This window comes from Streptomyces sp. NPDC057280, assembly GCF_042668605.1.
Taxonomy (GTDB): domain Bacteria; phylum Actinomycetota; class Actinomycetes; order Streptomycetales; family Streptomycetaceae; genus Streptomyces.
Map to the genome: position 1 here is coordinate 572,476 of NZ_JBHUYR010000001.1, position 25,211 is coordinate 597,686.

30 protein-coding genes are annotated in these 25,211 nt (G+C 70.4%); 16 read left to right on the top strand and 14 right to left on the bottom strand.

Going from position 1 to position 25,211, the window contains the following annotated elements:
* Nucleotides 1-470 precede the first annotated feature (470 nt).
* On the bottom strand, nucleotides 471-1,610 hold the full coding sequence (locus ACFUO4_RS02515) for a PucR family transcriptional regulator (RefSeq protein ID WP_383479091.1): 1,140 nt from the start codon (nucleotides 1,608-1,610) through the stop codon (nucleotides 471-473).
* An 87-nt stretch (nucleotides 1,611-1,697) separates the two neighbouring features.
* On the opposite strand from ACFUO4_RS02515, the gene ACFUO4_RS02520 reads away from it, so the two are divergent.
* Nucleotides 1,698-2,753, top strand: a complete 1,056-nt coding sequence (locus ACFUO4_RS02520; RefSeq protein ID WP_383479093.1) for a ferredoxin reductase — start codon at nucleotides 1,698-1,700, stop codon at nucleotides 2,751-2,753.
* 7 nt (nucleotides 2,754-2,760) lie between these two features.
* Nucleotides 2,761-3,885: an acyl-CoA desaturase gene (locus tag ACFUO4_RS02525; RefSeq protein WP_079309472.1), complete on the top strand. Its 1,125-nt coding sequence runs from the start codon at nucleotides 2,761-2,763 to the stop codon at nucleotides 3,883-3,885.
* A 6-nt stretch (nucleotides 3,886-3,891) separates the two neighbouring features.
* Here the strand turns inward: ACFUO4_RS02525 and ACFUO4_RS02530 are convergent, their stop codons facing one another.
* Together ACFUO4_RS02530 and ACFUO4_RS02535 are read right to left on the bottom strand one after the other, a co-directional pair.
* Nucleotides 3,892-4,764, bottom strand: a complete 873-nt coding sequence (locus ACFUO4_RS02530; protein ID WP_383479096.1) for an LLM class F420-dependent oxidoreductase — start codon at nucleotides 4,762-4,764, stop codon at nucleotides 3,892-3,894.
* A gap of 272 nt (nucleotides 4,765-5,036) precedes the next feature.
* Nucleotides 5,037-5,558 carry an HAD domain-containing protein gene (locus ACFUO4_RS02535; protein ID WP_383482244.1) on the bottom strand — a complete coding sequence of 174 codons (522 nt, stop codon included), beginning with the start codon at nucleotides 5,556-5,558 and terminating at the stop codon, nucleotides 5,037-5,039.
* A gap of 100 nt (nucleotides 5,559-5,658) precedes the next feature.
* On the opposite strand from ACFUO4_RS02535, the gene ACFUO4_RS02540 reads away from it, so the two are divergent.
* From ACFUO4_RS02540 to ACFUO4_RS02550, 3 genes are read left to right on the top strand one after another with little or no spacing between them, the layout of a single operon-like run.
* Entirely contained in the window at nucleotides 5,659-6,459 is an 801-nt protein-coding gene (locus ACFUO4_RS02540; RefSeq protein ID WP_383479099.1) for a phosphotransferase, read from the top strand.
* 49 nt (nucleotides 6,460-6,508) lie between these two features.
* Nucleotides 6,509-7,177: a Type 1 glutamine amidotransferase-like domain-containing protein gene (locus ACFUO4_RS02545; protein ID WP_383479102.1), complete on the top strand. Its 669-nt coding sequence runs from the start codon at nucleotides 6,509-6,511 to the stop codon at nucleotides 7,175-7,177.
* Nucleotides 7,178-7,236: 59 nt separating this feature from the next.
* The gene (locus ACFUO4_RS02550; protein ID WP_383479105.1) at nucleotides 7,237-7,626 is read left to right on the top strand and encodes a hypothetical protein; all 390 of its coding nucleotides are present in this window, start codon (nucleotides 7,237-7,239) and stop codon (nucleotides 7,624-7,626) included.
* A 14-nt stretch (nucleotides 7,627-7,640) separates the two neighbouring features.
* Here the strand turns inward: ACFUO4_RS02550 and ACFUO4_RS02555 are convergent, their stop codons facing one another.
* Together ACFUO4_RS02555 and ACFUO4_RS02560 are read right to left on the bottom strand one after the other, a co-directional pair.
* Entirely contained in the window at nucleotides 7,641-8,078 is a 438-nt protein-coding gene (locus ACFUO4_RS02555) for a hypothetical protein (protein WP_383479108.1), read from the bottom strand.
* 133 nt (nucleotides 8,079-8,211) lie between these two features.
* A complete protein-coding gene (locus ACFUO4_RS02560; RefSeq protein WP_383479111.1) occupies nucleotides 8,212-9,168 on the bottom strand; it encodes an ArsR/SmtB family transcription factor in 957 nt (318 codons plus the stop codon).
* Between the two features lie 155 nt (nucleotides 9,169-9,323).
* On the opposite strand from ACFUO4_RS02560, the gene ACFUO4_RS02565 reads away from it, so the two are divergent.
* Complete coding sequence (locus ACFUO4_RS02565; protein ID WP_383479113.1) at nucleotides 9,324-10,541, top strand: hypothetical protein; 1,218 nt, start codon at nucleotides 9,324-9,326, stop codon at nucleotides 10,539-10,541.
* Between the two features lie 43 nt (nucleotides 10,542-10,584).
* On the opposite strand, the gene ACFUO4_RS02570 is transcribed toward ACFUO4_RS02565, so the two are convergent.
* Nucleotides 10,585-11,415 (bottom strand): oxidoreductase, encoded by an 831-nt coding sequence (locus ACFUO4_RS02570; protein WP_383479116.1) that lies wholly within the window; start codon nucleotides 11,413-11,415, stop codon nucleotides 10,585-10,587.
* A gap of 80 nt (nucleotides 11,416-11,495) precedes the next feature.
* On the opposite strand from ACFUO4_RS02570, the gene ACFUO4_RS02575 reads away from it, so the two are divergent.
* Nucleotides 11,496-12,086: a TetR/AcrR family transcriptional regulator gene (locus tag ACFUO4_RS02575; protein WP_383479119.1), complete on the top strand. Its 591-nt coding sequence runs from the start codon at nucleotides 11,496-11,498 to the stop codon at nucleotides 12,084-12,086.
* A gap of 196 nt (nucleotides 12,087-12,282) precedes the next feature.
* On the opposite strand, the gene ACFUO4_RS02580 is transcribed toward ACFUO4_RS02575, so the two are convergent.
* Both ACFUO4_RS02580 and ACFUO4_RS02585 read right to left on the bottom strand, forming a co-directional pair.
* A complete protein-coding gene (locus ACFUO4_RS02580) occupies nucleotides 12,283-12,672 on the bottom strand; it encodes an NUDIX domain-containing protein (RefSeq protein WP_383479122.1) in 390 nt (129 codons plus the stop codon).
* Nucleotides 12,673-12,677: 5 nt separating this feature from the next.
* Entirely contained in the window at nucleotides 12,678-13,589 is a 912-nt protein-coding gene (locus tag ACFUO4_RS02585) for an NAD(P)-dependent oxidoreductase (RefSeq protein WP_383479125.1), read from the bottom strand.
* 98 nt (nucleotides 13,590-13,687) lie between these two features.
* Between ACFUO4_RS02585 and ACFUO4_RS02590 the strand changes: the two genes are divergently transcribed.
* Together ACFUO4_RS02590 and ACFUO4_RS02595 are read left to right on the top strand one after the other, a co-directional pair.
* A complete protein-coding gene (locus tag ACFUO4_RS02590; RefSeq protein WP_383479128.1) occupies nucleotides 13,688-14,035 on the top strand; it encodes a winged helix-turn-helix transcriptional regulator in 348 nt (115 codons plus the stop codon).
* A 27-nt stretch (nucleotides 14,036-14,062) separates the two neighbouring features.
* Nucleotides 14,063-15,085, top strand: coding sequence for an LLM class flavin-dependent oxidoreductase (locus ACFUO4_RS02595; protein ID WP_383479131.1), 1,023 nt, complete (start codon nucleotides 14,063-14,065; stop codon nucleotides 15,083-15,085).
* Nucleotides 15,086-15,137: 52 nt separating this feature from the next.
* On the opposite strand, the gene ACFUO4_RS02600 is transcribed toward ACFUO4_RS02595, so the two are convergent.
* Nucleotides 15,138-16,646 carry a DUF4246 domain-containing protein gene (locus ACFUO4_RS02600; RefSeq protein WP_383479133.1) on the bottom strand — a complete coding sequence of 503 codons (1,509 nt, stop codon included), beginning with the start codon at nucleotides 16,644-16,646 and terminating at the stop codon, nucleotides 15,138-15,140.
* Nucleotides 16,647-16,812: 166 nt separating this feature from the next.
* Here ACFUO4_RS02600 and ACFUO4_RS02605 point away from each other — a divergent pair, with 166 nt between their 5' ends.
* Together ACFUO4_RS02605 and ACFUO4_RS02610 are read left to right on the top strand one after the other, a co-directional pair.
* Nucleotides 16,813-18,003: an acyltransferase family protein gene (locus ACFUO4_RS02605; RefSeq protein WP_383479136.1), complete on the top strand. Its 1,191-nt coding sequence runs from the start codon at nucleotides 16,813-16,815 to the stop codon at nucleotides 18,001-18,003.
* A gap of 130 nt (nucleotides 18,004-18,133) precedes the next feature.
* Entirely contained in the window at nucleotides 18,134-18,952 is an 819-nt protein-coding gene (locus ACFUO4_RS02610; RefSeq protein WP_079309459.1) for an SAM-dependent methyltransferase, read from the top strand.
* Nucleotides 18,953-18,968: 16 nt separating this feature from the next.
* Here the strand turns inward: ACFUO4_RS02610 and ACFUO4_RS02615 are convergent, their stop codons facing one another.
* Both ACFUO4_RS02615 and ACFUO4_RS02620 read right to left on the bottom strand, forming a co-directional pair.
* On the bottom strand, nucleotides 18,969-19,889 hold the full coding sequence (locus ACFUO4_RS02615; RefSeq protein ID WP_383479139.1) for a helix-turn-helix domain-containing protein: 921 nt from the start codon (nucleotides 19,887-19,889) through the stop codon (nucleotides 18,969-18,971).
* Nucleotides 19,890-19,994: 105 nt separating this feature from the next.
* Nucleotides 19,995-20,225, bottom strand: coding sequence for a DUF397 domain-containing protein (locus ACFUO4_RS02620; protein ID WP_079309457.1), 231 nt, complete (start codon nucleotides 20,223-20,225; stop codon nucleotides 19,995-19,997).
* A 150-nt stretch (nucleotides 20,226-20,375) separates the two neighbouring features.
* On the opposite strand from ACFUO4_RS02620, the gene ACFUO4_RS02625 reads away from it, so the two are divergent.
* The 4 genes from ACFUO4_RS02625 (at nucleotide 20,376) to ACFUO4_RS02640 (ending at nucleotide 22,372) form a co-directional block, all read left to right on the top strand.
* On the top strand, nucleotides 20,376-20,879 hold the full coding sequence (locus ACFUO4_RS02625; protein WP_383479142.1) for an ATP-binding protein: 504 nt from the start codon (nucleotides 20,376-20,378) through the stop codon (nucleotides 20,877-20,879).
* Nucleotide 20,880: 1 nt separating this feature from the next.
* Nucleotides 20,881-21,405 carry a hypothetical protein gene (locus ACFUO4_RS02630; RefSeq protein WP_383479145.1) on the top strand — a complete coding sequence of 175 codons (525 nt, stop codon included), beginning with the start codon at nucleotides 20,881-20,883 and terminating at the stop codon, nucleotides 21,403-21,405.
* A gap of 103 nt (nucleotides 21,406-21,508) precedes the next feature.
* A complete protein-coding gene (locus tag ACFUO4_RS02635; RefSeq protein ID WP_079309456.1) occupies nucleotides 21,509-22,006 on the top strand; it encodes a pyridoxamine 5'-phosphate oxidase family protein in 498 nt (165 codons plus the stop codon).
* A gap of 114 nt (nucleotides 22,007-22,120) precedes the next feature.
* Nucleotides 22,121-22,372 carry a hypothetical protein gene (locus ACFUO4_RS02640; RefSeq protein WP_079309455.1) on the top strand — a complete coding sequence of 84 codons (252 nt, stop codon included), beginning with the start codon at nucleotides 22,121-22,123 and terminating at the stop codon, nucleotides 22,370-22,372.
* Between the two features lie 262 nt (nucleotides 22,373-22,634).
* Here the strand turns inward: ACFUO4_RS02640 and ACFUO4_RS02645 are convergent, their stop codons facing one another.
* Complete coding sequence (locus tag ACFUO4_RS02645; RefSeq protein ID WP_383479149.1) at nucleotides 22,635-23,033, bottom strand: DUF5994 family protein; 399 nt, start codon at nucleotides 23,031-23,033, stop codon at nucleotides 22,635-22,637.
* A gap of 434 nt (nucleotides 23,034-23,467) precedes the next feature.
* Here ACFUO4_RS02645 and ACFUO4_RS02650 point away from each other — a divergent pair, with 434 nt between their 5' ends.
* Nucleotides 23,468-23,845 (top strand): hypothetical protein, encoded by a 378-nt coding sequence (locus tag ACFUO4_RS02650; protein WP_079309454.1) that lies wholly within the window; start codon nucleotides 23,468-23,470, stop codon nucleotides 23,843-23,845.
* 27 nt (nucleotides 23,846-23,872) lie between these two features.
* Here ACFUO4_RS02650 and ACFUO4_RS02655 read toward each other — a convergent pair whose 3' ends face one another.
* Nucleotides 23,873-24,268 carry a DUF5994 family protein gene (locus tag ACFUO4_RS02655; RefSeq protein ID WP_383479152.1) on the bottom strand — a complete coding sequence of 132 codons (396 nt, stop codon included), beginning with the start codon at nucleotides 24,266-24,268 and terminating at the stop codon, nucleotides 23,873-23,875.
* 166 nt (nucleotides 24,269-24,434) lie between these two features.
* Nucleotides 24,435-25,028: a hypothetical protein gene (locus ACFUO4_RS02660; protein WP_383479155.1), complete on the bottom strand. Its 594-nt coding sequence runs from the start codon at nucleotides 25,026-25,028 to the stop codon at nucleotides 24,435-24,437.
* Nucleotides 25,029-25,211 lie beyond the last annotated feature (183 nt).

Below are 25,211 nucleotides of genomic sequence, written 5' to 3' on the forward strand. Positions count from 1 at the left end.
CTCTTCACGCCGAAGGACTCTTCACCCCGAAGGACCCGAGCCGACGCGCCCGGCCGGCCGCGGACTCCTCGGCGCACGGGCCAGGTGTACGAACGCAGGGGGCAGATTGGGCCACACCACCGGACTGCGATCCACCGTGCCGAAGCGCTCGCGGAGTCCGGCCGCGAGGTGCCGCCCGGGCGGGACGGGGTCCCTGCCGGCGGACGCCAACCCGCGGGCCGGCCGCCCACGCGCTGGTCCCGGACAGCGAACTCGACCCGCTCTTCGCCGAGTTGCTCGACATCGCAGCCCCGGCGGCCGCCTGCCGCCCCGACCGCCTCCCCGCCTCCGTCCCCGGCTTCTGCGCCCATCAGCTCACCACCGACGATCAGCTGCAGGTCCCCGCCCCTCGCCCCGCCCTGCGACGCGTCCCCCCGACCCGGTCCCGGTCCCGGTGCTGCGCGGCTGCGACGACGAGAACCCCGAAGCCGTCAGCCGGCCTGAAGACCGACCGCCAGCGTCAGTTCAAGCACCCGCTGGGGCGACGCGAGATCCGGGAACAGTTCGCGCAGTTGCGACATGCGGTAGCGGACGGTCTGGGGGTGGACGAACAGCGCCGCCGCCACCTCCTCGCGCCTGCCCTGGTGCAGGAGCCAGGCACGCAGCGTCTCCTCCAGCCGTCGTGCGGTCGCGACGGGCAGGGTCCGCAAGGGGGCGAGAGCGCGGGCGCGCAGGTCCGCGAACGCGTCCGCGTCGGCGCTCAGCACCAGCTCGGGCAGGTGGTCCTCGGTGTCATGGATGCCGGCGGAGAGGGAGCGTGCGCGGACGGCTCGTGCGTACGAGGCGCAGGCACGGGTCCACGGCCGGGCCGGGCCGACCACGGCGGCGCGGTCCGTCAGCTGCCGCAGGAGATGCGGTCGGTCGGCATCGGGAACGAGCAGCACGCCGGTGGCGTCCGGCAGATCGTCCAGGACGAGAGTGCTCGGGTCGAGCGTGCGATGGGCGGGCCGGGCCTGGGCGGCGGGCAGCAGGACCGCGGTCAGCGAAACAGGAGGCTGCCACCCGGCCCGCTGAGCGGAGGCCAGCAGAACGTCCGGGCTCGCGCCGGCGACGAGGTCGCGGGCCAGCTGCTCCAGATTGCGCTCGTGGGCCCGGCCCCGGGCGGCCAGCTCGTCGGCGTGGCCCGCGGCGCTCGCGGCGGAGAGCTCGTCGATGTAGGCGAAGGTCAGCTCGGCGAACTTGGCGACCTCGGCGGCGGGCAGACCCGCGGGGACGGCACCCGCCGCCAGACAGCGCCAGGCCACGCGGGCGCCGACGCGATAGGCGCTGAGCAGGGCGTCCATGGAACGGCCGTCGCGCACCTCGCCCCGGCCCAGCTCGTAGGCCGCGTCACCGGCGTCGCCGCTCGTGGCGTTCCCGCCCGCGAGGTCCAGGTAGTGCCCGAGGGCGGTGCGGACGGCACGGCGGATGGTCGCGCCCATGTGGCCCGACAGGGCGTTGGTGTACGGAGGGACCTCGTCGATGATCGCCTGAACGACCTCGTCGGCCGTGGTCTTCAGCTCGGCCCGCAGGGCGGTGACGATCGTCTCATCCAGAGCCAGCTCGCTGGCCCGCTGGACTGCTTGGCTCATGTTTTTATTCCCTACGAACAATTCCAACCACCAGATTCACGTCCTACGGTCAGGACTTTACGCCCTGGGACGCAGCAAGCTGGGGTCATGACGAGTACAGCCCTGCGCAGCAGGGCGTGGAAACTGCTGGAAATGGTCACGACGCCACTGCTGCCGTCGGACTACCTCGACCTGGTCAGCCCGCTCCGCGCGGGCGCCGACCTGCGAGGGCGGATCGAGGCCGTGCACCCCGAGACGGGTGACGCCGCGACCATCGTGATCCGACCGGGGCGCGGCTGGCGCGGTCACACGCCCGGTCAGTACGTGCGGATCGGGGTCGACGTCGACGGAGTCCGCCTGTGGCGCGCCTACTCCCTCACCTCACCGACCGACCGCCCCGACGGCCGCGTCACGATCACCGTGAAGGCGATCCCGGACGGCAAGGTCAGCAACCACCTGGTCCGCAGAGCGAAGCCGGGCACGCTGATCCAGCTCGACCAGGCGACCGGTGACTTCGTGCTGCCGCATGCCAAGCCCGCCAAGGTGCTCTACCTGACGGCCGGCAGCGGCATCACGCCCGTCATGGGCATGCTGCGCAACACCGACTTCGACGACGCCGTCATGATCCACTCCGCGCCGCAGCCGCAGGACGTGATCTTCCGCGACGAACTGCACCGGCTGGGCGCGGCCGGGAAGCTGCGCCTCACCGAGGTGCACACCGACACCCACGGCATGCTCGACATCACCCGTCTCGACGAACTCGTGCCCGACTGGGCCGAGCGCGAGACCTGGGCCTGCGGGCCCGCGGGCCTGCTCGACGCCGCCGAGAAGCACTGGAGCGAGCACGGCGTACCGGAGCGCCTGCACACCGAACGCTTCCGCCCCAGCATCGTCGCCGCGGGCGACGGCGGCCAGGTCACGTTCAGCACCACCGGCACGACCGTCGACGCGGACGGCACCACGCCGTTGCTGGACGTCGGCGAGGAGGCCGGCGTGCTCATGCCCTCCGGGTGCCGCATGGGCATCTGCTTCGGCTGCGTCAGCCCGCTCAAGGCGGGCGCCGTCCGCGACCTGCGCACCGGCGAGATCACCGAGGCCGAGCCGGGCGTCCTCATCCAGACCTGCGTGTCCGCCGCGGCGGGCCCCTGCGACATCGAGCGTTAGGAACACCTTGACCGCCATCGACCCCACCGCCCACCTGACCGCAGAGCAGATCGAGGAACTCGGCCGCGAACTGGACGCGATCCGCGACGAGGTGATCGCCAGCCGCGGAGAGAAGGACGCCGCCTACATCCGCAAGGTCATCGGTGCACAGCGCAAGCTGGAGCTGGCCAGCCGGGCCGTCCTGCTGTTCTCGCTCTTCCCGCCCGCATGGGTGATCGGCACCGCCGGGCTGTCCGTGGCGAAGATCATGGACAACATGGAGATCGGCCACAACATCCTCCACGGCCAGTGGGACTGGATGCGCGACCCGAAGATCCACTCCACCACCTGGGAGTGGGACCACGTCTCCCCGGCCGACCAGTGGAAGCACTCCCACAACGAGCTGCACCACACGTACACCAACGTGATCGGCAAGGACAACGACCTCGGCTACGGCATCATGCGCGTCGACGAGGACCAGAAGTGGCACCCCTTCCACCTCGGCCAGCCGCTGTGGAACTTCATCAACGCCTGCTTCTTCGAGTACGGCATCGCCGCGTACGACCTCGAGCTCGGCAAGAACCTGCACAAGCGCCGCCGCAAGAACCCGGAGTTCCGCGCGCGGGCCAAGGCCGTCGGCCGCAAGATCCGCAAGCAGGTGCTCAAGGACTACGTGATCCACCCGCTGCTGTCTGGCCCGTCGTTCCTGCCCACGCTCGCCGCCACGTTCACCGCGAACCTGGTCCGCAACATCTGGTCCCACTCGGTGATCATGTGCGGGCACTTCCCCGAGGGCGTCCAGGTCTTCGAGCGCCGGTCGATCAACGGCGAGACGCGCGGCCAGTGGTACCTGCGCCAGATGATGGGCTCGGCCAACATCAGCGGCAGCAAGGCCATGCACTTCATGACCGGCAACCTCTCGCACCAGATCGAGCACCACCTGTTCCCCGACCTGCCGAGCAACCGGTACGCCGAGGTCGCGGTGAAGGTGCGCGCGCTGTTCGAGAAGTACGAGCTGGAGTACGTCACCGGCCCGCTGCCCCAGCAGGTGTTCTCCGCCTGGCGCAAGGTCGTCCGCCTCTCCCTGCCGAACAAGAAGCCCAAGGCCCCGGTCGCCCTGCCGGAACGCGAGAAGGAACTCGTCGCGGCCTGACCGGCCTCAGGTCAGCAGAGAAGCAAGCTTGCTCCAGGCCTCCCGCGGGAGGGACTGACCCCCTGGCCTGCTGCCGTCCACGATCTGAAGAGCCACATGATCCGCGCCCGCGGCGAGGTACTCGTCGATGCGGGCGCGGATCCGCGTTTCGTCACCCCAGGCGTAGACCGCGTCGACGAGACGGTCACTGCCGCCGTGCGCCAGGTCGTCCTCCGTGAAGCCGTTGCGCAGGAAGTTGTTGGTGTAGTTCGGGAGGGTCAGATAGACGGCGAGGTAGTCGCGGGCCAGGGCGCGGGCCCGGGCCGGGTCGGACTCCAGGACGACCTTCAGCTCCGGGGCCAGCAGCGGGGCTTCGCCCAGACGCCGGCGGGACGTGGCCGTGTGGTCGGTGGTGACCAGGTACGGGACGGACCCGGCGGCACGCTCTCGGGCCAGGTCGACGGTCTTCGGGCCGAGGGCCGCGAGGAGGCGGCGGTCGGCGGGATGGCCCGCCTCGTCCAGCGCGTCCAGGTAGGACACCAGCGCCGAGTAGGGGCGACGGTACTGCTCCGCGAACTTGGCGTGGCTGACGCCGAGGCCCAGGACGAAGCGGCCCGGGTGGGCGGCGTCCAGTTCGGCGAAGCTCGCGGCGGAGGCGGCGGGCTCGTGCTCCCAGATGCTCTGGATGCTGGTGCCGACCACGATCCGGGAGGTCGCCTCGATCAGCGGAGCGGCGTCGCGGGCGGAGCTGCTGCCGCCGAGCCAGAGCGCGCCGTAGCCCAGCTCCTCCAACTCCGCCGCCGCCTCTGCCAGTTCACCGCGCCGGGACGGGTCCGTGGAGCGCAGGCCGCTGCTCCAGATGCCGTATCGTCCGACGGTTTCCTTCAGGCTGTCGGTCATGAGTGGCCTTTCCCTCGGGTCGGTGTGCGCCACGGCCGTACTCCGACGACAACCGGAGGGTGCCGCCGGATCTTCCCCTCGGCCCGCCCGCACCGGCGGCCACGCGGACAACACCGTCCCCTCCGACGGCACGGCCCTGCCTGGTCGACGGCGACCGCCTGCCCCTGCACGCCACGTCGGCCGGCAAGATCCTCCTCGCCACCGGCCACGGCCCACGACGAGAACGCACTGGGGCACTCGACGATCCGGCGCGACAGCCGGTTCAGCGGCGGTCAGCCCTGATGGGACTGGAGCCACCGGTCGAGGGCGACGAAGTCGTGATCGGTGAGCCCGTAGCGCGGATCGACGTGGTGCAGGAGAGCGTGTCCCCGGTGGTTGGCGGAGATCCACTCCCGGTCTCGGTCGGTCATCTCGTCGTCGACCCAGACGAAGGAGCGACCCGCGGCCCAGTCCAGGAGCGGGCGGGTCTTCCAGTGCAGTCCGTCCCTCAGGTGGTCGTCTGTGGCGTCCGGCCAGTTCACGACGGGCAGACGGGGCAGGCCGAGCCAGGGGGCGATGCAGTCGTTCGCGTCGTCCATCCAGGTCGTCGCCCACACCAGCTCGCAGGGAAGGGCCTGCAGCCGAGGCCCATACCCGGGGTTGATCCTGGTGATGAGCGGGCTGATTTCGACCTCGGAGGGTGAGCGCCCGCTGTCATAGCTCGGGTAGCCGTCGGGGAGCTCCTCCCGCGTCGCGCCGAAGGGGATGAGAGGACCGTCGACATCGAGGAAGAGCAGGGGCAGCGGGGAGTCGATCACGACGGCACCGTAGCGGTCTCGAGGTCAAGCCGGTGGCCGGTGCGACCCCCGATCAAGGACCCCCGCCTTCCCGCGACCCGGCGGTAGCGTGATCGGCATGACAGCTGAGGGTGAAGTCCTGGTCGGTGGCATGGTGAACGTGGGTGCGGTCATCCGTCACAGCGCCCTGGTGGAACGTCCGGCGCCGTCCACCGCGCGCGCCCTCCACGCCCATCTCCTCGCGCTGGAAGAGCAGGGATTCGCCGCGGCCCCGCGACCCGTCCGACTCACCGACGACGGCCGCGAGCACCTCACCTTCATCCCGGGCGACGTCCCTCTTCCGCCGTTTCCGGACTGGGCGATGACCGAGGGCGCGTTGAGTTCGGTGGGCGGCCTGCTGCGGCGTCTACACGACGCGAGCGCGGCCATCCCGGTCGACGGGTCCGCCGAGTGGCCGCGGGCCCTGGCCGACCCGGAGGGAGGGACGATGCTGTGCCACAACGACGTGTGCCCGGAGAACGTCGTCTTCCGCGACGGCCGGGCCACGGCCCTGATCGATTTCGACCTGGCGGCCCCCGGCCGGCCCGTGTGGGACGTTGCCATGACCGCCCGCTACTGGGTTCCGATGCTGGATCCCGAATCCGCGGCAGGGTTCTATCCAGCGGGACTGGATGCGCCAACACGGCTGCGCATCCTCGCCGACGGCTACCGCCTCTCCCCGCAGGAGCGCGCCGAACTCCCCGGCGCCATCGAACAGGCCACCGCATCCTGCCGCGCCTTCGTCGCCGACCGCGTGGCCGACGGTGACCCCGGCTACGTCCGGGCGCTGTCCGAGCGCGGTGGCTGGCGGCGCTGGGACCGCATCCAGGAGTGGCTGGTGGCGCAACGCGAGGTGTTCACGGCGGCCCTGTTGACGTGAGGGGCGCGGTCTCGTTGCGAGCGTCCGTCAGCCGTGCTTGGCTCGCCCGATGAACCTTCTGCTGACGGCGAGCGGCCTGAGCAACCAGACACTGCGCGATGCGCTGCGGGACATGCTGGGCAAGCCGTTCGGATCGGCGAACGTCGTGTACGTCCCCACCGCATCGCTCGCCGAGCCGGGCGACCACAGCTGGTTCATCGCGGACATGAACCGGCTGCACGGCCTGGGCTGGCGGGAGTTCGACGTCCTGGAACTCAACGGCCTGCCCCGGCAGATGGTCCTCGACCGGCTGCTCCGCGCCGACGTCGTCTACGTCAGCGGCGGCAACCACTACCACCTCGCCCGCAGCATCACCGGCAACGGCCTGGCCGACGCCTTCCTCAAGGCGCTGGAGAGCCGTGTCTACGTCGGATTCAGCGCCGGATCGATGATCTTCAGCCGTCATCTCACCGGCCACTCCGCCGACGTCATCGGGGACACCGCCGACCTGCACGTGCTCGGCGCGACGACCGTGGAGCCGCCGTTCGGGCTCTTCGACTGGTATCTCAAACCTCACCTGTACTCACCGGACTTCCCCGACCGGGACGACGCCTGGGCCGACCGCGTCGCCGCGCGCGCCGATTTCCCGATCTACTTCATCGACGACGCGACGGCCCTGCGCGTCAGGGACGGCGAGTTGGACGTCGTCTCTGAAGGCCGCTGGCGGTTCCATCCTTGACGACCACCGGACGGGGCGAAGCTGGGAGCCCCGTCCGACAGCTCCGGCAGGAGGAACCAGTGACATCCGCGCAACCGCTCAGCCCCGAGGAACAACTCGCCGCCGTGAAGCGGCAGTTGAGCCTCCCTCGTATCGTCGCGATCTGCGGCTCCACGCGTTTCATGGCCGAGATGGCGGAGGCCGATCTGCAAGAGACCAAAGCCGGAAGGATCGTCGTCAAGCCGGGCTGCGACCTCAAGTCACCGCACGCACTGTGGTCCGATCCTGTCGAGGCCGAGGCCCTGAAGGTTCGGCTCGACGATCTGCACCGGGCGAAGATCCGGCTCGCTGACGAGGTGCTCGTAGTCGGCGACTACATCGGAGACAGCACCCGAGCCGAAATCGCCTACGCCCGGTCGCTGGGCAAGCCCGTCCGCTTCACGCACCCCGAAGTGGACCCCGCCACCTGACGATCGTCGAGGATTCAGGGGCGCCGGTAGCGAGGGCTGCAGAGCAGGTCCTTGAGATTGCCGTCATCGAGGCAGACCCGCACGAACGCGGCCCCGCCGGGGACGTCAGCCGGAACGTCGAAGCTGCTGAAGTTCACGGTCGTGCCACACGCCGTGTCGGAGGAAACGGAACCGGCAGAGCCCAACTTCGTATCGTGGGCGTCATAGGTGTACGCCCAGGTGCGTCGGCAGTACGCCGGTCCGGCCGCGCTCACCGACTTGTGCGTCCCCACCACCGCGACCGAGCGGTTGTACCAGGTGATCGTGCCCTGCGTCCACGTGTTCCCGACCGTGACAGGTCCGTAAGCGGTCGTGGGGTAGTCGGAGGTCTGAGCGCCGGCGGCGGGAGCGCCCAGCAAGGTGCCCGCGGTCAGCACGACGGTACCGAGCGCGGCGGCGAGATGAGTCCGCATGTGTTCTCCAGGATGGTGGGAGCTGGTTTCGGCTCCACATCCTGGAGGGGCCCGCCACCTGCGGCCCACCCCTTAAGTCACGGCTTAAAGGGGGCCGCGCGACCGGGGGTTGATGCGGCGACATCTGCGGGGCTCACTCCTGTACCAGGGTGCCGGTCCGCAACAGGGCCAGGCCGAGCGGTGTGATGAAGTGCAGCACGGACCCGCCGCGACGGCTGGTGGTGATGAGGTCCGTGTTGCGCAGCACGGTCGCGTGCTGACTGGCGGCTGCAGCCGTGACGTTGAGGCGGCGTGCCAGCTCGGTCGTCGTGCAGCCTTCCGCTGTCACCTGCAGGGCAGCAGCGCGCGTGCGGCCGAGCAGAGATTCCAGGTTCCGGACGGTGGAGTCGTCGGCTTCGCCCGGCTCGGGGCCCGTCAGTGGCCGGCGCAGGGCCGGCACCGTCAGCCGGGGTGGCTGGGTGGTGTCGAGCGGGTCCCACAGCAAGCTCACCGGGAGCTTCGAGAAGACGGTGGGCGTGATGATCAACCCCCTGCCCTTCAGGCGCACTTCGATCCTTCGCGGGTAGGGGGCTTCGAGCACCGGCGGACGCCAGCGGACCAGTGGTGCGCAGACCGAGCGCAGCAGAAGATCGATGCCTCCCTCCAACACCAGGTTCGCGCAACGGGTTGCCAGCGCGACCAACTCGGACCGCCCTCGGTGCCAGTACGGCTCCACGGTCAGTCGATGGCAGGCGCGCACGGCCTCGGCGAGCTCCCGCAGCGCGTCGCGGTCTCCCTCCGCCACCCGCCTGGCCCACGGCAGGTGTCCGGGACGGAAGTCGAGGCCTTCGAACTCGCGCCGCAGCCGGGCCACCGGCGCGTGCAGCAGGTTGTCCACGGCGTGGTCCAGAGACGACACATCACCCATCAGCGCCAGCAGATCCAGTCCGGGACCGCGCACCGGCACCAACGACGTCAGGGGACGCGTGTCCGCTCCCATCCGGCCCGCGACGGCCGCCCGCCACGAACGCAGGTGCGGAAGGTCCCGCTTCTCCCTCAGCAGCTCCAAGCTGTAGTAGAGCTCCGCCGCGACACCGATCGTCGCGGCCACCCGTGTACGTGCAAGGTCTTCCGCCGTGAAGTGAATACGTAACACCAACTGGCCCCCCTGCCGCCGCTCGTGATCGCACCCTCAGCATGCAGCACGGTAAGGCCGGAGCGATATTTCCTGGCAGCCCGGTGTGAGGTCGGGCAGGGTGCGGGGGGATGAACGACGAGAACGAGATGTTCTACGCCCGCCACGACGGCGTCGAGGGCCTGCTGCAACGTGGCCGCGGCCTCGGCGCGATACGAGCGCTCCAAGACCCCACGAAATCAGCCAGGTTCGTCCATGACGCCATCCGCCGGGACTGGCGCTGGCACGCGACCGACGACCGTGCCCTCTATCTGGCGTGGCTCGTCCAGGAGTTGGGACTGTCTCTTTCACCGATCCTGGGTTGGTTGGCGGCGGACGAAGAGGCCTGTCTGCGGGCCTGCGAGGTGCTGCAACTCCTGGCTCTCATCGGCGTGGAGGAGGCCCGGGAGGGGCTGCGGGCGTACGTCCGGCAGGGGCGGCACTGGCGCCGTGTGCTGGAGTCGGTGGCATCCTGTTGGCCGACCGAGTGGTGGGAGGATCTCGGTCCCCTCGCACGTGCCCGGATCAGTGAGGGAGGAGAACCGCCGTGGTGCGTCGAGCCGTGGATACGGTTCGGGATCAAGGTGCCCGGCCGTACGCGTGTTCCGCGGGCCTCCCTGGACCAGCTCGGCACCGCGGAGCTGCTCGGCCTGCTGGCCGACGTCCGCGGACAAGAGGAAACGAAGTGCGAAGCGCTGCGTGCGCTCCTCGGCCGGCAGCCGACGGAGGAACTGATCCCGCTGGTCCCCTTGTCGGGCCCGCCGGACGGGCACCGGGTGCCGGCCCTGATCGCGCGGGCTGTGGACCGCCTCGGAGCGGCGGCCGTACCCGCGGCCAAGGGCTGGGTCCAGGACGGGCGACCCTGGCTGGTCCAGTTGGGGGCGCAGGTCCTGGCCGAACACCCCGGCCCCGAGGCGCTGCCGGGACTCGTGCAGGAACTTGCCGGGCAGTGGGCGTCGCACACCTGGTGCGGCCCTGACCGCACGGCCCGGCGTCTGGCCCGGTTCGGCCCCGACGCCGCCGCAGCGGCCCCCTACCTGCGGCGGTTCTGGCTGCACACCCCGCACTCGTACGAACGAGCTGCCTACCTCCGGGCGCTCACCGCCATCGATCCGCACGGCCTCGACTACGCCCTCACCGAATCCCTGTGGGACTGCGAAGAGCACGCCCGGCTTCTCGCGGTCGCCTCAGCACCCGCCGGCCCGGAAGCCCTGGCACGCATCGCGATACTGAGCGACGACCCGGCAGAGACCGCCGAGGTACGCGCCGCAGCACGCACACGCCTGAGGCAGCAGCCCGGCAACGCATGAACCGTGGGGAGCGCGACGACGTCCCCACAATCCGCCTTACACCTCAGCGTGCGAGGCCGACCGCTCGGCTGATGACCGAGTCGAAGGCGCGGTCGGGCAGGATCCGGCGCAGCGTGATGAGCGGTCGGGCGCCGAAGCCTTTGACGTAGCGGGTCTTGGGGCGTCGGGCGGTGACGGCCTTGCCGATGGCGTCGGCGATGACGGAGGGCGGGGAGTTGCGTTTGGCGTTGGCCTCCGAGCGCAGGGTGGAAGCCACGGCGGCGGCCTGGGCGGCGTAGGCGCCGCCGGCGGAGGACTTCTCCAGCTTGTCGGCGGCGATGCCGCCCCATTCGGTGGCGATACCGCCGGGCTCGACGACGACCACGTCGATGCCGAAGGGCTTGGCCTCCACCCGCAGGCAGTCGCTGAGGGCTTCGAGGGCGAACTTGGTGCCGTGGTACCAGCCGCCGAGCGGGGTGTGGATCTTGCCGCCCATCGAGGTGATGTTCACGACGGTGCCGGAGCGCTGGGCGCGCATGTGGGGCAGGGCGAGCTGGGCCAGGCGGATCGCGCCGAAGACGTTGACCTCGAACTGGTAGCGGGCCTCGTCCAGCGGGACGTCCTCGATGGCGCCGTAGGAGCCGTAACCGGCGTTGTTGACGAGCACGTCGATGCGGCCGGTCTCGGTGATGACCTTCTCGATGCCGGCCTGCATGGAGGCGTCGTCCGTGACGTCCATGGCCAGGGGGCGTACGCCGCGGTCGGCGAGTTCGTGCAGGCGGTCCGTGCGGCGGGCGGCTCCGTACACGGTGTAGCCGAGTTCCTGGAGCTTGAGGGCCGTGGCTTCGCCGATGCCGGAGGAGGCACCGGTGACGAGGGCGGTCTTGAGTGGCATGACGGGTTCCTTCACGAGTAAACTGAACTGCGGTTCACTATCTATCGTGAACCACGGTTCATGTTTACGCAAGTGGAGAGGTGGACGATCTCGTGGCCCAGGCCAGGGCGCCGCGCGCCGACGCGGTCCGTAACCGAAAGAAGATCCTTGCCGCGGCCGGTGAGCAGATCGCCGTGCACGGGCCCGAGGTCGGGATGGATGAGATCGCCGCCGCGGCGGGCGTCGCGGTCGGCACGCTCTACCGGCACTTCCCCACCAAGACCGACCTGGTGGCGGCCGTCGTCGCGGAGTGCGTCACGCGGGTGGCCGACGACGCGGAGGCCACGTACGCGCGTGTCTCCGCCGGAGCCCGCGCGCTGGACGAACTGACCGCGCTCCTCGGTCGCGTCGTCGAGACGTCGGTGACCGACCGTGCCGTCAAGGCGGCCGCGCAGACCCTGGGAGCGGAGCCCGGTGACCGTAGCGCCGAGGACCGGGCCGGAACCGCCGTAGCGGCCATCATTCAAGCGGGACAGGCCGCCGGCGACGTCCATCCCGACGTCACGGTCGACGACATCTATCTGTTGTTCGCCACCGCCCCCATCGACCAACCCGCACCGGCCCGCACCCGATGGCTCACCCTCGTCACCCCGGGGCTCACCACTGCCCGCCCCAGCGAGGGGGCCGGGTGAGAGCGGAAGAGCACGGCTTGGAAGGTCCCGCACACCTGCACCGGTTACCCGCAGCGGCGTGAAGAGCGGCCAGGCCTTCGGCCATCATGCGGTGCTCGCACTCCAAGAGATCGGCGGCAGGTGTTCGACGGGATCTGACTCCGATCGGCGGTGGGCGCCTCCGCAGCCGGCCGGAACACGTACGTGCCGACCGGGCTCACTGCTCCCGTCGCTCCCGATCACGCCACGGACCGTCCGGCACCAAGGTGCCGAGCACGGCCGGCAACTGTGGCGGCTCAACCGGGTCCGGCAGCGAACTCAGATCCGACCATGCGATCCAGGCGTGCGTGTCCAGGTTGGCCTGCTCATCGGGGAGCAGACCGGTCCGCACGAGCGATGGTTGCTCGTCGGGGAACTGCGCAACGAAGAAGTGCTCCGTCCCGACGTATCGCTTGCCGTTCCACTGAACATCACGGTCCACCGGCACGGACCGACCAAGGACCGCCCCCGGGTCGAGTCCGGTTTCCTCGGCCAGTTCTCGTCGTGCCGCCACCAGCGGCGACTCGCCCGGTTCAAGACCTGGGCTGCGTTGACCGGCATCTCCCACACGACCTAGCGCACCAGCAGATCGATCACGCCGGTCAGGTCCTCCTCCCCGCTGCCCTCGGCGAGACGTCGGCGCATCAGCTCGAAGTAGGGGCTGAGCAGTTCCGGACTGACGCCCTGCTCTTCCGCGGTGCTCAGGAAGGTCGGTGTGCCGGCCACCTGCATGGCAAGGTTGGACACCACGCCCTTGGTGTAGTCGCCGCCGCGCAACTGGTCGGCGGTCCGGTGGACCGCCGGGGCCATCGCGACCAGCCAGTCCGCGAGCAGGGGCGCGAGCGAGGCGGGGTCGATGTCCTCCTTGCGGATCAGCGCGAAGGCGTGCGCGGCCCCGGCGAACATCCCGTACATCGCGCTGAGCAGTGCCACGTCATGCAGGGCGGCGAAGCCCGCGTCCTGGCCGACGTAGGTGGTCCCGGCCGGGACGCCCAAGGTGCTCTGGTACTGCTCGAACACCTCCTGCGCGCCGCTGTAGAACACGTAGCCGCCGGACTCCGGGACGCCGATCATCGGAGGGACGGCCATGATTCCGCCGTCCAGACAGCGGGCGCCCTGCGCGCGAGCCCACTCGGCGCGAGCGCGGGCCTGGGCCGGGGTGCTGGTGGTCAGGTTGACCAGGTCCCTGCCGGTCAGGTCGATGCCGGTCAGCGCTTCGCCGACCGAGGCATCGTCCAGCAGACATACGACGACGAGGGGGTTCGCCGCGACCGCCGCTGCCGCACTGGCCGCGACGTTCGCGCCCTCGGCGACGAGCGCCGCAGCGCGGGACGGGGTGCGGTTCCAGACGGTGAGCGGGTGGCCGACGGCCAGCCACGCGCGGGCCAGGGCGGTGCCCATCGCGCCGAGGCCCAGCAGGGTGACGGGGGTCTTCTCCACAGGGGTCTTGTCCACAGTGTTCTGCTCAACGGTGTTCTGCGTCATGCGGATTAGGCTGGTCGCAGGCCCCTGAGGTGATCAAGTACGCACTTCGCAGTGGGTGGTTACCGCGGGGTGAGTGAGCAGCTCAGAAGGGTGGGGGTATGACGACGCTGAACCGGCCGGGCACGTCACAGGGGCACGTCTGCGGGATCGACAGCGCGATGGAAGTGATCGGCGGCAAGTGGAAGGTCCTGATCCTCTGGGCGCTGCACGAGCACCCCTGCCGGCGCTTCGGCGAGCTGCGCCGGCTGGTCCCCGGGGTCACCGAGAAGGTGCTGGCCTCTCATCTGCGCGAGATGGAGGCGGACGGTGTCGTACGCCGGGTCGCCTACGACGAGGTGCCGCCCCGGGTCGAGTACGCGCTGACCGAGGAGGGCACCCGCCTCAACGAGGCGCTCCAGCCGCTGGCCGCCTGGGGACGTGAGCGGTCGACCGCCTGTGGGGAATGAACGACGACCTTGATTGTTGAAAGTGGCATGAAAAAGATCGGGTTCCTGTCCTTCGGACACTGGACACCGTCGCCGCACTCCCAGACGCGCTCCGCCTCCGACGCCCTGCTCCAGGCGATCGACCTCGCGGTGGCCGCGGAGGAGCTGGGCGCCGACGGCGCGTACTTCCGTGTCCATCACTTCGCGCGGCAGTACGCCTCGCCGTTCCCGCTGCTCGCGGCCATCGGCGCGCGGACCAGCCGCATCGAGATCGGCACCGGCGTGATCGACATGCGCTACGAGAACCCGCTGTACATGGCCGAGGACGCGGGCGCCGCCGACCTGATCTCCGGTGGCCGGCTGCAGCTCGGCATCAGCCGGGGATCCCCGGAGCAGGTCATCGACGGCTGGCGGCACTTCGGGCATGTGCCGGCCGAGGGGGCCACCGACGCCGACATGGCACGTGCTCACACCGAGCGGCTCCTCGAGGTGCTGAGGGGCGAGGGGTTCGCGGAGCCCGACCCCAACCCGATGTTCTCCAACCCGCCGGGGCTGCTGCGCATCGAACCGCACTCCGAAGGCCTCCGGGACCGGATCTGGTGGGGCTCCGGCTCCAACGCCACCGCGGCCTGGGCGGCCGGCCTCGGGATGAACCTGCAGAGCTCGACCCTCAAGTACGACGAGAGCGGCGAGCCGCTGCACGTCCAGCAGCGCAAGCAGATCGAGGTCTACCGCGAGGCCTGGCGGGAAGCGGGGCACACCCGTGAGCCGCGGGTGTCGGTCAGCCGCAGCATCTTCGCGCTGGTCGACGACCGCGACCGCGCCTACTTCGGCCGTGAGGGCAACTCCAAGGACCAGATCGGTTACCTCGACGCCGACACCCGCGCGATCTTCGGCCGTTCCTACGCCGCCGAACCCGACGTCCTGGTCAAGCAGCTCGCCCAGGACGAAGCGGTCGCCGCCGCCGACACGCTGCTCCTCACCGTGCCGAACCAGCTCGGGGTCGCGTACAACGCCCATGTGATCGAGAGCATCCTGACGCACGTCGCTCCGGCACTGGGCTGGCGCTGAGCACGACACCCACCCCGCGGCCCCCGCGCACGCAGGGGCCGCCTCGGGGAGCTCAGTGCTCGCAGAGCGAGAACTCCCGTTCGTAGAGCTGCTCGTTGTGCTCGTCGACGAAGAACTTGCGTTCCTGCATGAGCTGGTCGCGGTACTCCTCGGCCTGCTCCAGCGTCATGGTCGAGGAGTGGGACCACGGCTGCTGCGGGGGCACGTCGGAGGTCGAGACGATCCTGTGCGACGGGTCCACCAGGAAGAACGCGAGGATCTTGCGATGTCCGGGGCGGGTCGGGTCCGCCAGCCGGAAGGACCCGACCCGGTGCTGCAGGACGTTCGGGAAGGCCAGGCAGCGCCCCTCGGGCGTCGACGCCGAGCCCAGCGGCTGGTTCAGCGCGTCTTCGTCCTCCAGGCCGTAGACCTCCCGCAGACCGTTGTCGTCGTTCTGCTGGTAGTCGGGGTCGTCGAGTGCCGCCCGGAAGCTCAGCCGGCTGTCGGTGATGTTCTCGCTGTCCCAGTAGTAGATGCCGGTCGAGACGATCCGCTCGTTCAGCATCCCCTCGACATGCCAGGAGCCACCGGCGTACTCGGGCCGGTCGGGGGTGAGGTGGATGGCGGCGAGCTTGACGATGACCTGGAGTGAGCGGCCGCGCAGGTCGACGCGGTCCGACGCGTCGGGCGTCGGGGGCGGGGTGAAGGCGGGCGCGTCCGGGACGACCGGACGGCGGTCCTCCCACCAGGCGTCGTGGGCTTCTGCCCAGGCGTTGCGCGCTTCGGCGTAGGCCTGGTCGTCACTGTAGGAGGACCGGTTCGGGTACTCCGGCTCCGAGTCGTACCACCCGTACGGATCGGCCTCGATCCGCGGCGGTCGCGGATGGCGCAGGTCGGTGAGCACGTTCTCCCAGAGCGGGCGGAAGCGAGCGAACAAGTCCGGTAGCACGGCGAGCAGTTCGCGATGCGTATCGGGGTGGACGTTGTTGACGTACGACCGGAAGGCGACGGCGCCGTCCTCGCTGATGTCCACGTCCGTCGGCAGCCACTGGAACTTCTCCGAGAACTCGTACTTCGAGTAGCGGTCCGTCGGATTGTGCCAAGCCTGCTCGGGTTCGCCGCTCACGCCTCTCACCAGGCAGAACAGCGAGGGGTGGACCAGATCCAGGACGAGGCCGTCGGAGCCGGGATGCCAGTCCCGCTCCGCTTCGGGGACCTCTTCCAGAGGCCGCACCGCCTCACGCAGCCGCGCTCCGAGCTCGTCGTCGACGAGGGTGTCCGACTGCCACACTCCGTCGACGGCGGACACCTCGATGCCGGTGCGTACGTCGCGCAGCGCGGCGTAGTGCCGCAGCTCGGCCAGCACGTAGTCGACCTGTGCTTCGGTGAGGCCCTGGGCTGTCGCTTCCCGCGTCCACCTGGCGACGATGTCGGCGTCGTTCATCTTGTCGAACCATCGCTGCTTCGCCCTGATCTGTGCACTGCACTCCATCATCTGGAGCTCCCGCAGTGTCCGGGGGGTCGCGAACCCTGTGGAACGGGAGGCTTGGAAGGGCAGCGGAAAAGCGGACAGGTCAGTCAACTCTCTGAATCTTCCTGGTAGGTGAGTGGTGCCCGGAACGATACGGGAGGGGACTGACACCACAGGATGCGTACAGCTGGGGGACAGACAGGAATGTGATCGTGCTTTGCGGACAGGTGAACCGGGTTACCCGGAAACAGTCGGCAGGTGAGAAGCGATCTCGTTCATGGCCAGTACACCGGAATCGACAGCCGTGGCAGCAGCCGAGGGAAGTACGGCGGTCACGGGTCGGAGACGCACGGCCCCGGCGGCACCAGGTGCACGCCGGGGGTTCCCTTCCGCGACCCTGCACAACGGCCGGGTCGACGCACTGGACGGCCTGCGCACCCTCGCGGTCGCCCTGGTCCTCGTCTACCACGTCGACCGCACACTGGTCCCGGGCGGTTCGATCGCCGTCGACGTCTTCTTCACCCTCAGCGGCTTCGTCATCACCCGCCAGCTGCTCGCCGAGTACTCCCGCACCGGCACCCTCGCCCTGCTCCCGTTCTACCGGCGCCGCTGGCTGCGCCTGGTTCCCGCCCTGCTGGCGCTCTGCGCTGCCTGTCTGGTGCTGGCGACGACGACCTCTCTGTGGGGCTTCGACGGCTCCTGGCAGGCGGTGGGCCTCGCGGCGACCTTCCTGACGAACGTCTTCAGGGCCGCGGACCCGGGGTCGTACACGGGCGGACCGCTCGCCCACACCTGGTCGCTGGGCGTGGAGGAGCAGTTCTACCTGCTGTGGCCGCTCCTGCTGCTGGGCCTGCTGCACCGCCTGCGGGCGCGTACGGTCCTGCTGTGCGCCGCCGCCCTGTGCGTGCTGCCCTTCCTGTGGCGCTGCGTCCTGTGGCACCCGGACGCCGTCCACCGCATCTACAACGGCACCGACACCCGCGCCGACGAACTGCTGGCCGGAGCCCTGGTCGCCGTGGTCCTGGCACGGTTGCGCCAGGACGACCCGCGCCTGGGCCTGCTGCGTGTCTGGGCCGGCCGGCTCGCCCTCCCCGCGCTCGCGCTGCTGGCGCTCGTGGCCTGGAAGGTGCCGGTGACCGGGAACGCCGGCCTCTGGACCGCCCTTTGGTACACGGGCGGGATCCTCGCCGTGGCCGCGCTGTCCGCCACCCTCGTCGCGGGGCTGGAACTGCGGCCCGACGGACTGCTGTCCCGCCTGCTGGCCTTCACGCCGCTCGCCTGGGCCGGCCGGAATCTCAGCTACGGCGTCTATCTGTGGCACTACCCCGTCGTACGGCTGCTGGCCTCCCTCGACGTCGAGGTCGGCCTGCTGACGGGCACGGTGGTGCTGACCGTGGCGATGGCCCTGCTGTCGTACTACCTCGTCGAGCGCCCCTTCCTGCGCCGCGCGCGGCGGCACCGGACCTGACGGCGGCCACCGCTTCCGGCGCGGTCACAGGAGGACTTCGCGCATCCGGTGGCTGGGCCAAGTGCCTTGTCTCTAGGATGGATTGCCTCGCGCACCGGTCGGTTCGGTGCGGTAGGTGACGGGGGAGACTATGGAGTCCGGGAAGCGGTTGTCCACCAAGATCGACGCCACGGTTCCGACGGCCGCGCGCATGTACGACCACTATCTGGGCGGCAAGGACAACTACGCGGTCGACCGTGCCGCCTGCGAGGAGCTGGACAAGGTGGTGCCCAGCACCCGGGCGCTGGCGCTGAACAACCGGAGTTTCCTGCAGCGGGTGGTGGGGACCCTGGCGCAGGAGTACGGCATCCGGCAGTTCCTGGACCACGGCTCCGGTCTGCCCACGCAGAACAACGTGCACCAGGTGGCGCAGCGCATCGACCCGACCTCGCGCGTGGTGTACGTGGACAACGACCCGATGGTGCTGGTGCACGGCCGCGCCCTGCTGGACCAGAACGACCGTACGGCCGTGATCCAGGCCGACCTGCGCGACACCGACGTGATCTTCTCCCACCCCGACACCCAGCGGCTCATCGACTTCTCGCAGCCGGTGGGCGTGCTGTTCAACTCGGTGTTCCACTGCATCCCGGACAGTGAGACGGACGGCCCGCTCGCCGTGGTGAAGCGGGTGACCGAGCAGCTCGCGCCCGGCAGTTGTCTCGTGATGTGCCAACTGGTCAGCGACGACCCGAAGGTGCGGGACTTCGTCACCGACTTCATGGACAAGGCCACGCAGGGGCACTGGGGCCGGGTGCGTGAGGAGAAGGACGTCGCGCAGTGGTTCGAGGGACTGGAGATCCTCGAGCCCGGCCTGGTGGAGGTGTCCACCTGGCGGCCCGACACCGACGTGGCGCCGCGTCAACTCACCCAGGAATGGATCGAGTTCGGCGGAGCCGGCCGCATCCGGTGACGGAGCGGCCACCGGCTCAGCCGCCCCCGTACCGCTGCTTGACGGTGTCGCGCAGCAGGCCGAGGGAGTCGCGCGGGCTGAGCGCGTCGTCGGCCAGTTGGTCCAGCGCCACGCGGTACTGCTCGGTCTCGTCGCGGTCCTCCAGGAACGTGGCGCTCTTGAGGTGTTCCAGGTAGACGATGTCGGGAAGGTCGAGACCGCCGAAGCGCAGGTAGGTGACCGGGATGGCCGGTGCGGAGGCGTTGGTCACGTCCAGGGGGACGACCTGGATGACGACGTGCGACTGCTCGGCCATCGTGACGAGGTGTTCCAGCTGTTCGCGCATGATGTCGCGGCTGCCCATGACCCGCAGCAGCACCGACTCGTCGACGACCGCCCACAACTGCGGTGCGTCCGGCCGCCCGAGCAGCTCCGCGCGCTTCGTGCGCAGCTCGACCCGGCGGTTCACCTCGCGGTCCGGGGCCGAGGGCAGGCCGCGCTGCACCACAGCACGGGTGTAGGCGGGCGTCTGCAGCAGTCCGGGGACGTACTGGATCTCGAACGTACGGATGGAATCGGCCGCTTCCTGCAAGCCGACGAGCCGGTCGAACCACTCCGGCATCAACCGCTTGTCGAAGCGCTGCCACCATCCGGGCTCACCGGCTCGCCGCAGCAGCTGCAGGAGGACGGACGCCTCGTACTCCTCGGTCTTGTACAGGTCCAGCAGCGCGCGGACGTCGGCCTCCGTGGGCGGCCGGCGGCCCTTGCCCGCCTCGATGCGGGACAGCTTCGCGGGGCTGAACCCCACGGCCCGCGCCGCCTGTTCCTGCGCCATGCCCGCATCCTCACGCAGGCCCGCCAGCTGCACGCCGACCAGCATCTTCAGCAGGGTCGGCGCGGGCTCGCTGCGATGCAGGTACGGCTCGAGCCGGGAGACGCGCGGTGATTCCGAGAGCATCCTGACTCCCCGTGGGCGGAGGGCAACAGCCCGCATTATCGCACCGGTTGGGCCCTGCGCGCATGTTCCGGGCCCGAGCTCCGTGCGTGCCGCGGCGATCGCCCTTCACATCAGGTCGTCGAATTCGCCGTCCTTCACACCGGCCAGGAAGGCCGCGACCTCGGCGGACGTGTACACCAGGGCGGGACCGTGCGGGTCCCGGGAGTTGCGGATCGCCACACCTCCCTCGGCCAATGGCGCCACCTCGACGCAGTTGCCCTCGGCGTTGCTGTGCCGGCTCTTGGTCCAGCGGACGCCCAGTGAACTCGCTTGCACCCCGTTAGGCACTGACGGCACGGCAGTCTCCTCGCGCACGATTGGCTCGATCCACGCGCGCAATTTCTCGTGAAATTGCACGGACGGGCTTTCGAGGTGGATAATAACCCCGTCGCCAACACCCGTACCGGCGCCTGGTCCTGACGCCCTGACGCCACCTCAGGAGATGCCGTGTCGCAGCCCGCGCGCCCAGCACTCTGGTCTGGCCCGATCGGGGTCCCGGCACACCAGGCCGCGCCCCCCTCCCCCGCACCGCGCCCCACGCGCCACACCGCCACCCTGCGCCTGCCCGGCAGCAACGAGGGATGTGCGCTGGCCCGCGAGTTCACCGACCGCGTCCTGGGCGAATGGGAGTTGGACGAGTGCCGGGACGACGCGCTGACCGTCGTCTCCGAACTCGCCGCCAACGCCGTGCTGCACGGCCGTAGGAGCGACACACCCGACGACACCGCGTGCGACGTATGGCTGCGGCTCACGCGCCGCGCGGCCCACCTGGTGTGTGCCGTGACCGACCAGGGCGCCGGACTCCCGCGCCCGGGGCGCGCGCCGGACGCGTTCAGCGAACACGGCCGTGGCCTGATGATCGTGGAAGCCCTGTCGCAGCACTGGGGCTGGACCCGCCACACCCCCTCACGCAAGACCGTCTGGGCCATGCTGGCCACAGGGGGCGCCTGACATGCCACCGCTCACCGAGCACGCGGGCGGTGAGAAGACAGCGCGGTGCCCCCGACAAGCCACCACGCTCCGTGACGTCGGCCTCGTGCCGTGGGGCGACATCGAGGACTCGACGGGGTCCGCCGCCGCGATCCCCTACCTGCTCGCCGCCATCGCCTCCGGCGACGAGGGCGCCGCGCAGGACGCACTGGCCCGGCTGCGGCACCGCATCTGCCGGCACGGCTTCGTCGTCGCACAGGCCACCGCCGTCACGGTCCCCTTCCTGTGGGACCTGGTACGGCGTCCGCAGACGACCTGCCGCGCCCAGATCCTGCGCCTGCTGCGGAACATCGCCGACGCCCGGCAATGGGAGACCACGGCCGCGGCCTACCCCAAGCTCCGCCGCCACGGACACCACGTCGAGTGGGAATCGGCCGCCCGCCGCGCCGTGCGAGGAGGCCGCGGCGCCATCCCGGGCCTCCTGGCCGAGCGGGACCTCGAACTCGTGGACGCGACCAAGGCACTGGCCTCCACGCTGGCCGACTGAAGCCCAGGCGGCTCGGGCGATACGGGGCCCGCCCGATGTCGAGAACTCCGCCACCGCTCCGTCCCTGGGGGGAAGACGACGACAAACCTCCCGGAGGACAGTCATGCGAGCCGACGAGATCGCCGAGATTCTGCAGTTGCCGATCAGCCGAGAACTGCTGGAGCGCGACGTGGTCCGGCTGGCGTACGTGGCCAAGGACGGCACGCCCAGGAACATCCCGATCGCCTTCACGTGGAACGGCGCCGAGATCGTCATGTGCACCACCAAGAACGCCCCGAAGCTGCCCGCCCTGCGCGCGAACCCGATGGTCGCCCTGACAATCGACACCGAGGTGCACCCACCCAAGATCCTGCTCATCCGCGGTCGCGCCGAACTGGACGTCGTCGACGGCATCCCGGACGAGTACCTCCAGATCAACGGGTCGTACGCGATGACGCCCGAGCAGCGCGTCGCATGGGAGGCCGAGGTCCGCTCGCTCTACGACGGCATGGTCCGCATCGTGGTGACCCCGACCTGGGCGAAGCTGATCGACTTCGAGACGACGCTGCCTAGCGCGGTCGAGGAACTGGTCCGGCAACGCGCCGAGCGCGAGCAGGCCTGAACGCCCTGTCCATTGCGGGTCGGCCGACGACCGCCCGGGGCGCCCGTGGGGACGCCGGAGTAGGGTGGGAGAACCGGCGCGTCTCCCACCGGGACATCGAACTCCGAGGTCGCCATGCAGTCCACGCAAGCATCCTCGGACGGACAGGCCGAGGTCCGTATCGTCGCCGCCTCGCCCGAGGCCGCCCGCCGGGTCGCGGAGGCTCTGCGCAGTTGTTTCGCCGCCACCGAGCAGCGCAGCTATCCCGCGGGGGCCGACGGGGGAACCCGCCTCGACCTCACCGTGGACACCACGCGCGCGGCGGGACCCGAACGGTCGTGGCTGGAGAGCAGCCGGTCCCCGCAGGACAGTCGGCCGCGTCCCTGAGCCCGGTGCCCGAGAGACAGTCCGGTGGGTGTGCAGTTCGGTGTGCTGCCTTGCGTCGGCGCCCTGGGACGGTCCGTCCAGCCCTTGCGGGGAGTAGCGTGACCTCATCGGGAGCTCCTCGCACACCGGCCCCGGCGCCGGTGCCGTTCCCGGTGAGCGACGACACCGGGCGGCTGCCCTCCCGCAGGGTCCGGAGACAGGTCCGACCGCCATGCTCACTTCCCTGGCCGTCAGCGCCGTGCTGATCCTGGTCGTCACCGCGTCACGTCTGGCCGTCCGCCGCGGCCGCCATGAGGTGTCCCGCGGCCTCCTCGGTCGTGTCCGGGGGCACCACCAGCAGGTCCCAGCGGCCCCGGCCGGGAGTGAGCAGGACGATCGTGTGCGGGGCTGACGGGGTGAGTGACCTGCGCAGCTGCACGACTTGGTTGAAGACGAGCACGCGGCCGGGTACGGCGGTCCACGCGGCCCCGTGGACCGTGACGCTGGTGATGTGACCCCAGGCTCGTGGCAACCCGGCGAGGAGCTGGGGCAGTTCGGCGAGGAGGTCGTACGAACGCGGCCACCACGCCCCGTCGATGGGCCGGGGCATGCTCCGGGCGGGTGCCAGGCGCAGACGCAGGAGGGGAAGGGAGGGAAGCGGGGGTTGCACTGCGGTGGTCATGAGGGCTCCTGCCAACTGCCTTACGGGGATGATCGCGGTCAGGTGTGTCATGCACCCGGTCGAGCCGTTCGAGGCTTCGGGCGCGGGTGGGGTCGGCTTAGCGGAGGTGGTCTGAGCGGCAAACGCGACTCCTCGGCCTGGATGCGGATGGCGCGGCCGGGGTCACGGGCCGCCCTTGAGGACGGGTGACGTGCTCCGGAAGGAACGTGGTCCGATGGACCCACTGGAACACGAGGCGACCGTCCGAGCCGGTTCGGGTTCCGGCATACGGAAAGTCCTCGTCCTCTCCACCGTACCCCTGCGCATGCGACAAGCGCGTCCCTCCGGCTCCGGCGCCGCGTTGACAGGGATCGGCAGGGGACGTTGACTGGCCGCACGGCTCACGGCCACGCCGCTACGGACATCCGGCACCACGCACAGGAAAGCGGCACTTGATGATGTACGACCAGACACGCGCCCAGCAGCCCGCGGACCAGCCCCGGAACGTCTCGGGGCGCCGTACCTCGGGACCGGAGGCACTCTTCCCGGCGGACGAGCGGGAGAAGATACGGCACCGTCTCGGGCGGGCGCTCAACACGTTCCCCGACACCCCGCTCGAGTCGCTGGAGGAATCCGAGAACGCCCTCGACGACGCCATTGCCCAGCTCATGGCAGTCCTCGCCGAACAGCGCCGGCTCCTGCGGGCAGGTTGGGAGGGCCAGGGCCACCACCAGGATGAGGCTCAGGGTCAGGGCCCGGACATTCAGGTCGCCGAACTTCATCTCGCTCTGCGGCGGTACCGGGAGATCACCCAGCGGCTGATGAGCCTGTGACCGCAGGCACGCTCGTCCGTTTGCGGCTCACAGACCGTAGGCCGCCACGGCCGCCATGAGGTACTCGGCGTCCGGCGCGGCCAGTTCAGGGGGTACGACCAGCAAGTCCCTCCGGTAGTGGTCGGGTTCGAACAGGCCCACGGTGTGCCGCCGCTGCCAGACGGACTCCCTGAGCAGTCGGACAACGTGGTGGCCGACGAGAATCCGGCCCGGCGCCTCGGCCCACATCTGGGTGTTCACCGTGACGGTGGCGATCTTTCCCCACTCCTCGGGCAAGGCGCTGATCAGCGAAGGGAGTTCGGTGATCAGATAGTGGGACCGTGGCCACCACGCGCCGAGGACGCGCAGAGACACCGCGCCTCGCGGCGCCAGCCGCAGACGGGCCGCGGGAAGGGCGGACGGGGGCTGAAGGACGGCGGCCATCAAGGCACTCCTGTCTGGGACCCGGCCCGTGGCCGTGCCCGGGTGTCCGCGGTTCGCCGCGGGACGAGAGGGAACGGACGGGCGTACGACGTCCCCTCGCCTGCCCACGGTAACCCCGTCGGCCGGGAAGTGAGCCGTGGCCGACGAGCCCGATGTCCCGGGGGCCTCAGGGGCTGAGGACCAAGGCCCGGTGCAGGGCCGGCGGGTGTGCTCCGATGCCGGCCGGGACGCAGCGCCAGCCCCACGAACGCAGGACCTCTAGCATCCTTGTGTCCCCACGGCACACGAGCGTGACGCCGAGGGCCGCGCCGTGATCGTGCAGCAGTCTCATCTGCAGGCGTCGGGCGAGGTTCCAGTCCCGGCTCTGGTACTGCCGGCATGCCTCGGGCGGAACGACGGTCTCGGGGATGGCGAACAGCAGCCCCGCCGCCGCTAGTTGGCACAGGCCCGTCGGCAGATACGCCCCAAGTCCCTCCCCCGGCGGCCCCTCGACCCGTACGGGGAATCCATAGGCCAGTCCGGTGGGATCGGTGTTCCCGGCGAGCAGCAGGGCGAAGCCGGGCCGTTGCACGGCGGACGCCAGGCGCCGCAGGAAGCGGGTGCGGGCGACGTCGCCGCCGGCCACGCTGTGTGCGTACACATCGCCGAGTTCCTGCAGACGGTCGTCGACCTGGCGGCGGGTCAGCGGGCGCAGCACCGCCCCTGCCCTGGGCGACGCGCCCCGTTCCCTGCTCGGCGGATCCAGCGCGTGCGCGGCCATGACGCGATCCCTGCTCCGGACCGGACGCGACCGCCCCGGCGTCGTCGCTCACCGGGGACGGCACCGGCTACGGGGCCGGCGCGCGCGATATCCTCGGTCCTTCCACCGTACTCCGGGGTGCGCGACCCCCGGAGCACGCGCCGAGCCACACCGGCTGTCAGCCACCCGCCAGTGCGTCACCTT